The organism is Verrucomicrobiia bacterium, assembly GCA_019634625.1.
GTDB lineage: Bacteria > Verrucomicrobiota > Verrucomicrobiia > Limisphaerales > CAIMTB01 > CAIMTB01.
The window spans coordinates 87,612-99,639 of sequence record JAHCBA010000002.1; the positions used below are offsets into that span (position 1 = coordinate 87,612).

Consider the following 12,028-nt stretch of genomic DNA (forward strand, 5'->3'; position numbering starts at 1 on the left):
AGGAGCGGTTCTCGATGGAGTTCGATCCCGCGACCATGGAACGTCGATCCCTCCAGGCGTGGCGCAAGCGGCAGCCTCACTCCTGCAACCCGTAGCGGCGCATCAGCTCCGGACTCATCCCTGGCCCGTCCCCCCCGAAGCGCTGCATCAGCTCCGGACTCATCGCCGCCCCGTCCCGCGGCGTGCCCGGTCGGGCGGGCCGCACCGGCAGGGGTGGGATGTCCCCGTGCGACGGTACGTCCGCCGGTTCCCCCTCGGCCACCGCTTCGGCCCGCAACGCTTCTCTCAGGGATTCCGCGACGTTCCCGCGCTGGATGATCAACCGGCGATTCCGCGGCCCGAGCGGCAGTGGCATGGTCCGCCGATACGCGTTGCCACCGCCCGACGACGACGGCGCATCCAAGGTCACCGCGATCTGGCCCACCTGGAGGTCCCGGTCGATTCCGTGCTGCTCCAGCAGCAACCGCTCCGCCGGACTGAGCCTGGCCTCAAGATCGATCTGCTGCCGCGTCAGTCCCAGGGCCCGCCCCTCGGCCATCGATCGCGATGCCCATCCCGCCATACCGGCCACTCCGCCCCACAATGCCACCAGAAGTCCGAGACACGCGGCTCCCTGCCGTGGCAATCGCCTCCCGGCGTCGCCCGGCCGTACGAAGTTGCGCCACGCGAAGAACACTCCCAGTGCCGCCGGCACTGCCCCCGTCACCAGCATTAATTGGGGCACCCTGTCCCTCCATCCCCTACCCCGCCTCGCCATCGCCTCCCATGCGGCAGCGTCCAGACGCTCCGCCCGCATCCGCCACGCCTCCGGATCCGCGGATCGTTCGATCATCAGCAGCCCGGTCGCTTCCTGGGCGGCTGCGGACCCGAACCGGGCCGTCAGGAAGGCCGCCGCGACGACGAAGGCCAGGACTCCCATGGCCGCAATCACCGCCCGCACCGGGTGGCCGGTTCCCGACGACATCAGCAGCGCCGTCACAAACACCACCCCCATGCCAATCGTCACGGCAACCACGTGCCGATGGATGCCGGTTTGACCGTCCCTCGCGGACGCCATCCAGGAAGCGGCCAGAATCACGACCAGCACTGGCAACGCGGCAATCGCCATCTTGATCCACCACTGCGATCCGGGCGCAACCGGTTGGAGGCGCTGGCCGTCCGTCACGCCCAGACGTCGTTCCTCGGCGAACGCCGTCGCTCCCGCGAGCAGCACCACCAGTCCGAGCAGCGATCCCCCTCCCACGGCGAGCGCCTGCCCCATGTCAGATCCCGCGTACGCCAATCCTCCCGGCATCGCCAGCGCCACGCCCGCCAGGAGCAACCACCAGGTCGCCGCCTGCAGTCGAAGTTCCTTCCGCGCCAGCGTCGCCCACACCGGTGCCCTGCCGCCGTCTCCGATCCCGGCCAGCGTCCGAAGCCGCGGCAACCCGAGGAGCCCTTCCCCCGTCTCGCCTTCATCCTTCGCCTCCATCCGCCTCCAGCGGCGCCACGCCCCCAAACCCGTCCCCACGACATAGAGACCGAGCAGCAGCACCGGGACCAAGGTCTCGGAACCGAGCAAGGCAACCACGACGGCGAGGCCCAGCATTGGAATCGCCAGCGAGAAGACCAGGCCCGATAGCAACCCCCGGGTCAGAAGGGTCCAGTACGGCGTCGTGAACCCGGCCAACACGGCACTCATCCCCATCCCGACAACCAACCCCGCCCAGGCAGCGCCGAGGATTTCGGCCGTCCCCGCCGCCACCGCCCAATGCACCCCCAGTCCGACCGCCAGCACCGTCATCTTGGTCCGCCACCATGCCGCCCTGTCCACCGGCTGAGCCAGCATGCCCGCCAGGGTCCGTTGCTGGAACTCAGTCCCGAACGGGATCGCCGCCATCAACGCGCAGGTCGCCGCAAACAGCCAGGGCAGCAGCGTCATCGCCTCCTCGCCCAGCACCAGGTAGGGCATCTGCATCGCGAACAGGGACGCCAGCCAGGCCGGACGCAATTGATCCACCTCCTTGCGAACCGCCCACGGCAGCCGGACGACCAGCGCCGGCAATCCGAAGGCCAGCACGATCCCGACGGTCAAGAGCGACGCCCAACCGCCCCCGACCCGTTCCCCACCGGCCAGCACCGGCATCACCGGCAACAACAATGCCAGCCACCACGACGACGGCCGTACCAGTCCGGGCAGAGCAAGCGAATGGTTCATAACGTTCATTCCCGGGGTTGAAAGGTCGGCATCTCGCCCCGAAGAGCCTCACGAAGGTCCTCCGGCAGTTCGCCCCGCTCGATGATCGTCGCCCGGTCCGCAGCGGACAGCGGCAACTGAAACGTCCGCCGACCGCCGAACATTTCCCTCCGCGGATCGGGCGCCTCTTCCTCCAACGGGTCGGACGCCGGTCGCAGCAACACCGGAACGATCCTCGCCGGGAAGTTCAACATGCTGCGTGGCACCTGCACGTTGGGTTGGCGCTGCTTGAGGTCCCGGTAGTACTCCCCCCACATGACCTCCCTCAATCGCACTTCCGCCGGCGACAAGGTCCGCTCAACGGCGAGCGCCCATCGGACATGGGTGAGCACCTGCCCACGCTCCCACCACCCGAGCGCCCCAACCGCCAACAGCACCCCGAGCAAGCACGTCGCCGTCAGGCCCAGCAACCACCAGGCGCCATCGCGCACCCATCGGAGGGGTGCCGACGCCGGACAGAAGAAGTTCCTTCGGGCCATCGCCAAGGCCAGCAGGATCGGGATCGCGGCAAGCAGGGGGATTCCCCGGATCCACTGCGGGGAGGAACGGGCTTCGAAGGGCGAAGAGTCCGGAGGCACGGGTGGCAGGGACGCCGCCAGGGCTCGCCACCGTTCCGGTCGTGTCCCGAGGGATGCCCACAGCCACTCCCGGACTTGCTCCGTTCCGCCCGCGAACAGCGCCACCGCTCCGACCGCCAGCACGCCGGCCATGGCGATCAGGACCAGGCTTCCGAGCAGGGCCCGCAACGCGTTGGCGGCACCCGATGACACCAGCAACGCCACCGGGACCGCTCCGATGGCCAGTCCGGTCAGGATCAAAGGCATGGGAAACGCCAGGTGCCGCACAACTCCGTACACCGCGAAACACGCCGGCACGCCCAACGCCAACGCCAGGACCCCCTTCACCCGCCACTGCCAGACCCGGGACACCGGAAGCAACAACTGGCCATCCAATGTCCCCAACCGTCGCTCCTCGGCGATCGCCGTGGCGCCCGCCAGCAGCATCGTCATCCCCGCCAGCAGAAGGACCAGTCCCTGCAGGCCCTGCGCCGCCATCCAGCCCGACGGCATCCCCTGCAGCACCACCCAGCACACCGCCATCACCCCGAGCGTCGCCAGGGTGACCGTCTGCAACCGCACTTCCTTGATCGCCAGCGTCACCAACCTGCCCCGGAGTCCATCGGCACCGGCGGAGCGCATGGCCCCGGGCTGCCGGGCGCTCCGGACGGTTCCACCCGCCCCCAGAAACACCCCCGCCGTCTCACCGGCCCCCGCGTCCGGTGCCTCCATCGTCTGCCACCGCCGCGCCGTCGCCACGGTCGCCGCCCCCGCATACGCCAGCAGCGCTCCCCAACCGAGAGCCGTCATCCAACCGCTCCACATCCGCTCGCTTTCGGCGGGGCTGCCCCCCCACACGAGGATCCCAATGGCGGCGACGGCCACCGCCAGGACCGGGGCCGCCAGGGAGAACACGGCCCCCGCCAGCAGACTTCGCGTCAGCAACGTCCAGTACGGCGTCGCGCCCCACGCCACCGCTACGATTCCCAGCAACCCCACGGGAACACCCCCCGGAAGCGGCCGGCCCAGCGCGGCGGCGGACAGCATTGTCACCGCCCACAACAGCAGCAGCGCGGCTCCCGACACTCCCATCTTCACCCGCCACACCTCCCAGCGGGACACCGGCTGACTCAGCAGTCCCGGCAGGGTGCGATGCAGGAACTCGATGCCGAACGGCATGGCCGCCATCAGCACCGCTCCCCCCACGAGCAGCGGGACGGCCAGCCCACCCCCTTCATCCGCCGGCAGCAGCGCCACCTGCGCCGCCAGCACCGACCCCAGCCACGCCGTGCGCAGCACGGTCACATCCTTCCGCAACAGGCAGCCCGCCCGTTCGAGAACGGCGGGCAACCCCCACGTCAGCACCGCTCCCATCCCCGCCAGCACAGCCAGCCATATCCATTCCGCACCGCGCTCCCCCGCGGCGCCCGCCAACCCGCCCAGCCATGGCAGCACCGGCAGCAGCAACGGCGCGTAACTCAACGGATGCCGCCCCACCCGGGGCATCGCGATCGCATGCATCGTGCGTTCCTCCAGGTTAACGGCTCGAGACCACGAAGATCTCCTCCAGCGTCAGGGCCTCGACCTCGACGCTCTCCGGCCCCAACCCCCGCAGTTCCTCCACCACCCGCTCGGTGGCGCCGTTGGTCACCAGTTCGATCTCGCGCCCCTGACGTTTCTGGCGCAACACGCCGTCGAGCGGCACGGACGGCGCCTCCCCGGCGAACCGGGCCCGCACCTTCCGGAACTTCGCCCGCGCCTCGTCGGCCTCCAGCGACAACGTCGCCCGCCCGTCCTCGATCACCGTGAACCGGTCGATCAACCCCTCGAACTCGGCGATCAGATGCGTCGAGACAAACACCGTCCGCCGCCCCGGATCGGCGTCCTGATAGGCCCCGATCACCGCCTCGATGAATTCCCGCCGCACGATCGGGTCCAGCCCCGACGTCGGCTCGTCCAGCACCAGCAGTTCCGGTTCGGCACAGATGGCAGAGATCAGCGCGAGCTGGGTGCGCTGCCCCTTCGACAGCCCGCTCACCGGCTTCCCCGCGTCCAGCCGGAAACGGTCCAGCAGATCCGCCTCGGTCGTCCGGTTCCAGTTCGTGCGGAAGGACGCCGCGTAGTCCAGCGCCTCGCGGGCGCTCATCCACGGGTAGAACGCCACCTGGTCCGGCACATACGCCAGGCGCCGCTTCACCTCGAGTTCCTGCCGGGCCGGGTCCAGCCCGAACACCCGCACCGTCCCGGCGTCGGGCCGCAGGAGGTTCAGCAGGCACTTGATGGTGGTGGTCTTGCCGGCGCCGTTCCGGCCGAAGAAGCCGTAACAGCTCCCGGCCGGCACCGTCAGGTCCAGTCCGTTCACCGCGTCCGTCCGGCCGAAACGCCGGGTCAGACCGCGAATCTCGATGGCAGGGGATTCCGCACTCATGGCTCAGCTCTCGTTCTCCTTTCGCGCCGCGCGGAAATGGTCCAGCCGACCCTTCACCAGCCGCAGCACTTCGTCGTCCGACACCCGCAGGTGGTGCGCCTGCACGACGCAGGCATCCACCAGCGGCACCAGCATTTCGGTTCGCGCCGCCTTGTGATACCGCGTCTGGCCGTTCCGCAGGAAGCAGCCCTTGCCCGGACGCGTCTCGATCACGCCCTCGCGCTCCAGCTCGAGGTAGGCCTTGGCCACCGTGTTGCGGTTGATCCGGAGCTGCTCCGACAGCGGACGGATCCCCGGCAGCGGTTCCCCCGGGTGAAGCGCCCCCGACGCCGCGGCGGCCTTGATCTGGTCCATGATCTGCGCATAGACCGGCTGCCCGAGATCGAACTGGACCTGGATTCTCATGGCGACGGCGACTGTCCTATTACACTAGGACAGTGATGTCAAGCGGCATCCTTGGGCGGGGTGCGCCTGCCGTGCATCAGGATGGAATTTCGAGATGTTTTCGAACGCTGGCAACCGATTCCTCGTCGTGAAACGGACCGTCCTCACAGGCATAGACCATCCCGACATTGCCAATCCCAAGGTAGTCGCAGAAATTGCGGAAGGCCTGGGTCAGGGTGGCATCCGGCGCGGGATCGCTTCCCGTCGATAGCAGGGCAAACCGGCATCCCCTCAACTTCCTTCCGAGTGGCTTCTGCGAAACGAGAAGATCGGAAAAGCGGTCTATAAATATCTTCATCGGTGTGGAGTAGGAGTACCAATAGACCGGGGTGGCCAACACAGTGACAGGCGCCTCCACGATGCGTTCGACGATCCCGATGAAGTCATCGTCGTCCGCATACTCCTGCTCATAGGAAAAGTGCGCGATCCTTTGATGGCGCAGATCGAGGACATGGCAGGGATGCCCCTCAACGAGGCGATGAAGGGCCCTGGCCGTGTTGCCGTCGCTGCGAAGGCTTCCAAGGAGGGCGATGGAATGGCTCATGTCACGTTCGAATACTCATGGACTCACGGTCCGGTTCAACGCCCAGGCTTCCACCTATCGCGTGACGAAGCCCCCGTTCACAAACAGGGTTTGCCCGGTAACCCATTGGGAGGCGGGCGAGACCAGGAACTCCACCATCGGCACAATGTCCTCGATCCTTCCCAAGCGCCCCGCAGGACTTGCCGCACTGAGATAGGCCACTGCCTCCGGCGTCTCCTGACCGTGGAAAAATGCCGTATCCACAGGGCCGGGAGCGACCACATTGACGGTGACACCCCTGCTCCCAATCTCCTTGGACAAGGCCCGCGTGAAATCCTCCAGCGGTGCCTTCGAACCGGCATAGACGGCGTAGTATCCTGTGTACGCACCCAGGAGCGAGGTTCCGATCGAGATGATGCGGCCATTGTCGCTGATGTGCCGTGCTGCCTCCTGCATGACAAGAAAGGCCGCCCTGGCATTGGTGGCGAACGAGCGGTCAAAATCCTCCTCGGTGTAATCGACAAACGGCTTCTTGATCACAATCCCGACGCAGTTGATGACCACATCGACCGTCCCGAACTCCGTCCTCGCGCGGGCGAAAATCCGTCGCACCACGTCGCCATCGGCAATGTCGCCGTCAACAACAACGGATTTGGAACCAAGGCGCTCCACGGCAGCCGCGGTCGTGGCGGCATCGCCGGAGGAGGATGCGCCGTGATGATGGACAACGATGTTCGCCCCTTTCCGGGCCAGGGCTTCCGCGAAGGCCCGTCCCATATTGCGAGCCGAACCGAGGATGATAGCTGTCTTGTCTTTCAGCATGTGTGTGTTGGTGGTCATGGCAGCGCGCAACGTGGCAGCGCCTGCCCTGGCGCCCCACGAAGACGAGGCGACCTTCGTTGAATGGGAGGCCGGGGGCAAGGCCCTCACCGGACCTGGGCCTGAGGTCTTGAAATCTGGGCGCAGGTTCCGCCGTCAACGCGACGCTTCGTGGCCATGGCGAGATCGGGGACCTTGGCGTGCGACGCACGACCGCCAGGGCCTTCCAGCCCGGTGCATTCCGGAGTTGTGGGTGAGGAGGGAACTCCGCTGAGGGGCGCTTCGGAGGGCCGAGTTCCACGAGGCCGCAACGGTGTGGAGCGTTGGGTTGAGGACTCGCAGAGCTCGTCCCTCCGATTCGCTTCCTTCTCACCCACAATTCCGGGATGCACGGCTTCCAGCCCGATTTGAGCGAAACCTCTTGCATTGCCTCGCCGAATTATGTTCATCAGTCTCCTGATCCGTTTGATCGTCGGCGTTCCCGGGCATTTTTCGACATCACCCTCGCCCCCTCCCCCCGAAGCCCCTCCTCAATCATCCCCCCAATGATTTCCACTCCGCGCAGTCGGTGCCCCTTCGGTGCCATTTTTGCCAGGTTCATTCATGGCCGCGACCGCAACTGTGAAGAGAGGCGGACGCAGTTGATTGATTTCGCCCAGCTCGCCTTGCAGGTCGAGTTCGCCACCATTCCGGTCTATCTGACCGGGATGTATTCCATCGCCGACAGGAGTTGCGCCGCCTATCAAACGCTGCGGTCGGTGGTGATGGAGGAGATGTTCCATGCCAATCTGGCGGCGAACCTGGTTGTGGCCCTCGGGGGCCGGCCACGCTTTACGGACGATGCCGCGCCCGTTTACCCGGGCTATCTGCCGCATGCCAATGAAGCCACCACGCCCAGGATCGGTCTCTTCCGGGCATCCGCCGAGGTCTTCAACAAGGTGTACGCAGCCATCGAAAGCCCGGCGCCGGGCGGTGCTCCCGCGCAGGATGACCGGTACGACAGCATCGCCCAGTTGTACGGGGCGCTCCGGGAGGCGATCGATGCTTACCCCGGCAATCCATTCGAGGTGTCCCCCGGGAAGTGCCGGGGCCGGCAGAGAACCGATATCTACCTCGGCAAATTCGGGGGACAGGTGGTCGAGGTGACTGACAAGGCCAGCGCCCTTCACGCCATTAAACAGATCGTCGAGCAGGGCGAAGGGATCGTACCGGGAGGGGAAAAGCCCCTGGTACCGGTCGAACCTTTCGGGGCCTACAACCATTACGGTCCACGCACCGATGGCACCTACGGTCCGATCATCGGGACGCCCGAGGAAATGAGCCATTTCATGAAGTTCCGGCAGATTGCCTTCGCGACCACGACGTTTCCCGAGACGCTGCCCATTCTGTCGGACCCGAGCCTCGATCAGTTCAGCAACCCCGATGCGCGTCAGCTGGCCGAGGCTTTCAATCGAGCCTACAGCCTGATGCTGGTGAATTTCGAGAGGAGCTTTTCCAACGAGGGTGACCCATATTTCGGAATCGTTCTGCAACTCATGCACCGCGTGCTTCCGGGGCTGGCAGTGAGCCTGATGAACACACCGGCGCACGCCGGAGGGGACGCCTCGGTGGGCCCCAACGCGGCGCCCACCTGGACGTACCTGCCCATGGAGCGGAAGGAGGAGGATTGCGGGGAGTGCATCGAGGGCCTGGAACGGCTGCTTTCCGGAGGGGCACCCGAGACCCCTTCCGCGCAGGCCCTGGCCCATGCCCTCGACGCCTGGCGGCATCTCGCCGCACCTCCCCTGACGTCTGCCACTTGAACCGACACAGCCATGAATCGCTACCGGATCTACCCGCCCATTGCCGTAGCACGCGTGGGCGATGCCCCATGCCAGTACTACATCGGACCCGAGACCTACCGCGGCCTTCCAATCAATCCCGATGGTCGCCCGTTTACGGAGAAAGACTTCCGCGACCCGGACGGCCGGTTGTGCCGGCAGGCGGCGCGTTTCCGTATCTTCCGCGATACGGACAAGGGTCCGGAGGAGGTGACACTCAAAACGCCCGATGTCCACAGCATCGAATGGACCGTGCACGTCGCCAACAAGAAGGCGAGCTGGTACGAGTTCAAAACCAACGCCGGAGAACACGGCTACGCCAGCAATCATCCCCTCCGGAACGCTCACGTGACCGATCGGTCGAGCCTGATCATCGATCCCGGCCCGCGGAAGATCAGCGGCGCGAAAGCCGGACCGCAGGCATTCGATCGGAAAAGCGTCCCGCCCGAATACCAGGGCGCCACGTTTCCTCCCGCATTGCTCTATCAATGGCCCGAAGAGACCAAGGAGAACAAGGACACGAAGCCGGTTGAGCATCCGCCCATTTCCATCGACACCCTGGGCGAGTTGCGCACCGATGCGGAGGGTCGCCTGATCTTCCTGGGCGGACTGGGCAAGGCCGGATCCAGCCGTTCCGTCCCCGCCATCGCCGAGTACGCCAATAACGACGACTGGTGGGACGACACCTCGGACGGCCCGCTCCGGGCGGTGGTGACGCTCCACGATGGCACCCGCATCGACGCCGGGACGGCGTGGGTGATCGTGGCTCCGCCCGCCTACGCGCCACAGATCCCCAACCTCGTCACCCTGTGGGACACGATCTTCGACACCGCCGTCCGCAGCGGACACCACCCGGCTATCTGGTCCGGGGGATTCTGGTGCCAGGGGCCCGAGGGTTACCGCCCCAACTTTGTCACCGAGATCGCGCCATTGATCGAGCGCGCCACGCTCTACCCCTGGGTCGCCGCCATTCCCCCGAAGGCCCACCGCTTCGACATGACCCTGCTCGGCCAGGTCCCGGTACCCGGCCAGCCGGACTCGGCGGGCGGCCTGCGGCGATGGATCCTTGGGGTCCTGCGCCCGCCCAGCGCGGAGAACCAGATCGTCGGCCCGGCGGGCCGCACCATGATGCCGTTCCTGGCCGGTGACAACGCGCTCAACCTGGACTCACTCACTTCCAAGTATCTTCGCCTCACGGACACCCAGTACTTCTTCCTCCAGCAGTGGGCCGAAGGTTGGTTCGTCAATGAGCCTGATCGAACCCATGCAGTCGATGCATTGACGCGGGCCGTGCTCGACAACTGCGTGGGTGGCGCCTTTTCGCCCGGCATCGAGATGACCTGGATCTCGCGCAACCCGGACATCTACCAGCCCGACGACCCGATGCGCATCAATGCGGAACTGCCGGCCGAGGGTCCGCTGCGGCTCACGTTCGATCCCGCCCACATGCAGCCAGGTGATTTGAGCCGGTACATGGCCGTGCCCTGGCAGGCGGACTTCAACGAATGCTCGTCGCAACCCATCGACGGCCGGGTCCTGTGGTGGTGGCCGGCTCAGCGACCCGAGTACGTCTATCTGGATCCCACTCGACCGCGCCCCCCGCATCCCATGGCGGTGAAGGCGGAACCCGTTCCCACCGAGACGACCGGAGGACAGGTCGCCTGGGTCGGCACCGACTTCGACCAGATCCGTTCCGACTATATCAGCTTCGCCGACGACCTTGACATGGTGCGGTACTGGTCCGGTTTGGGATTTGTCATGAAGAAGGAAATACCGGACCCGGCCAGGGCGCCTTCCGGGAAACACGACAAGGACATACGATACGTCGAGGTGGCGCGCACCCTGCCGCGACCGTTTTTCCCGAAGTAGCCCGGTCCACCATGAGCCCGCCGGCGGCTACCGGCCGCGCCCGACTCCTGGACGTGCTGATTGTCGGGGCGGGCCCGGCAGGTTGCGCCACGGCCCTGGCCTTGCTTCGGGCGGGCGTTCAGGACGTCGCCCTCGTGACGCCGCCCGCTTCAACCGCCTGGCGACTCAGCGAGTCGGCCACGCCCGATGTGCCCGCCCTCCTCGCGCAATTGGGAGTCCGGATGCCTCCGGGGCACCACCCGTATCTGGGCAACCTCTCGGCCTGGGGAGAACCGATGAGACAGGACGACTTCGTCCGTCGCGGCCATCCCCCCGGCTGGTTGGTGGACCGGAAGCGGTTCGACGACCAGTTGCGGGAAGCCACCGTCGCCGCGGGATCAGAACTCCTCCAGCCCTTCCGATTGCGGGAGGCAGTGCGCATCAGGAACGGCTGGAGCGTGACGTTGCAGCCGGTCGCTTCCACGCGTCCACCGGGCCCGCCTGTCACGCTGCAAACCCGTTTGCTGGTGGATGCCTCGGGACGCCGCGCCGCTCTCGCGCGAGGCCAGCTCGGGGCCAGACGTCAACGCATCGATGATCAGGTGGCCCTTGCCGCCCGAATTCCGGGGGCCCGACCGGCACGGATCGACGACTTGCTGGCCGGCCGCGTTCTGGTCGAAGCGGTGCCCTGCGGGTGGTGGTACGCCTCCGCCCCGCCGGATGGCCCGATGATGCTAAGCCTGATGACCGACATGGATCTGGCCCGGAATCTGCGGACACCCACTGCATGGCGGGAAGCCCTGGACCACACCCAGGTTCTCCAAGCCCTCGGCGTCCCGCCATCCGACACCGGTCAGGCACCCCCCGCGATCCGGACGTTCGCCGCGCAAAGCGGTTGTCTGGATCGTATCGCCGGGCCCGGCTGGCTCGCCGTCGGGGACGCCCTGATGAGCCTCGACCCACTCACTTCATCGGGCCTGTCCGGCGCGTTGCGCGATGGCATCGCGGCTGCGTCCGAGGTGTTGCTGCCCTGGCTCGAAGGCGCCTCACCGGGCACCGCCGGAAGGGCCTGGGGCAGACGTGCCAACCATGTCTGGCAGCGCTTTCTGGTCGAGCGTCGAGCCCGCTACGCCATGGTGTCCGACTGGCGCACGTCCCGGTACTGGCGGCGACGCCAGAGCGAATACGAGGCCAGTGCATCCCGGATTCTTCGGTAGAGTTGCGAACTTCGCGAAGCGTCGCTTCGGAGGGCCGGGTGCCACGAGGCCGCAACCGTGTGGAGCGTTGGGTTGAGGACTCGTGGAACCCGGCCCTCCGAAGTAAAGCGGAGAGGTGGGATCGGATGGACCGTTG

At 66.7% G+C, this 12,028-nt stretch carries 9 protein-coding genes; 3 read left to right on the forward strand and 6 right to left on the reverse strand.

The window, feature by feature from the left end; translation table 11 throughout:
- Window positions 1-76: 76 nt before the first annotated feature.
- From KF833_01425 to KF833_01450, 6 genes are all read right to left on the reverse strand, one after another.
- The gene (locus KF833_01425; GenBank protein ID MBX3743946.1) at window positions 77-2,197 is read right to left on the reverse strand and encodes a hypothetical protein; all 2,121 of its coding nucleotides are present in this window, start codon (window positions 2,195-2,197) and stop codon (window positions 77-79) included.
- Window positions 2,198-2,202: 5 nt separating this feature from the next.
- A complete protein-coding gene (locus KF833_01430) occupies window positions 2,203-4,314 on the reverse strand; it encodes a hypothetical protein (GenBank protein ID MBX3743947.1) in 2,112 nt (703 codons plus the stop codon).
- Between the two features lie 16 nt (window positions 4,315-4,330).
- On the reverse strand, window positions 4,331-5,221 hold the full coding sequence (locus tag KF833_01435) for an ABC transporter ATP-binding protein (protein ID MBX3743948.1): 891 nt from the start codon (window positions 5,219-5,221) through the stop codon (window positions 4,331-4,333).
- 3 nt (window positions 5,222-5,224) lie between these two features.
- Window positions 5,225-5,626 carry a GntR family transcriptional regulator gene (locus tag KF833_01440; GenBank protein MBX3743949.1) on the reverse strand — a complete coding sequence of 134 codons (402 nt, stop codon included), beginning with the start codon at window positions 5,624-5,626 and terminating at the stop codon, window positions 5,225-5,227.
- Window positions 5,627-5,702: 76 nt separating this feature from the next.
- Window positions 5,703-6,209: an NAD(P)H-dependent oxidoreductase gene (locus tag KF833_01445; GenBank protein MBX3743950.1), complete on the reverse strand. Its 507-nt coding sequence runs from the start codon at window positions 6,207-6,209 to the stop codon at window positions 5,703-5,705.
- A gap of 54 nt (window positions 6,210-6,263) precedes the next feature.
- Window positions 6,264-7,010 (reverse strand): SDR family oxidoreductase, encoded by a 747-nt coding sequence (locus KF833_01450; GenBank protein ID MBX3743951.1) that lies wholly within the window; start codon window positions 7,008-7,010, stop codon window positions 6,264-6,266.
- Between the two features lie 542 nt (window positions 7,011-7,552).
- Here KF833_01450 and KF833_01455 point away from each other — a divergent pair.
- From KF833_01455 to KF833_01465, 3 genes are read left to right on the forward strand one after another with little or no spacing between them, the layout of a single operon-like run.
- Complete coding sequence (locus KF833_01455; GenBank protein ID MBX3743952.1) at window positions 7,553-8,809, forward strand: ferritin-like protein; 1,257 nt, start codon at window positions 7,553-7,555, stop codon at window positions 8,807-8,809.
- A 12-nt stretch (window positions 8,810-8,821) separates the two neighbouring features.
- Entirely contained in the window at window positions 8,822-10,696 is a 1,875-nt protein-coding gene (locus tag KF833_01460) for a LodA/GoxA family CTQ-dependent oxidase (protein MBX3743953.1), read from the forward strand.
- 11 nt (window positions 10,697-10,707) lie between these two features.
- Entirely contained in the window at window positions 10,708-11,892 is a 1,185-nt protein-coding gene (locus KF833_01465) for an FAD-dependent monooxygenase (GenBank protein ID MBX3743954.1), read from the forward strand.
- Window positions 11,893-12,028 lie beyond the last annotated feature (136 nt).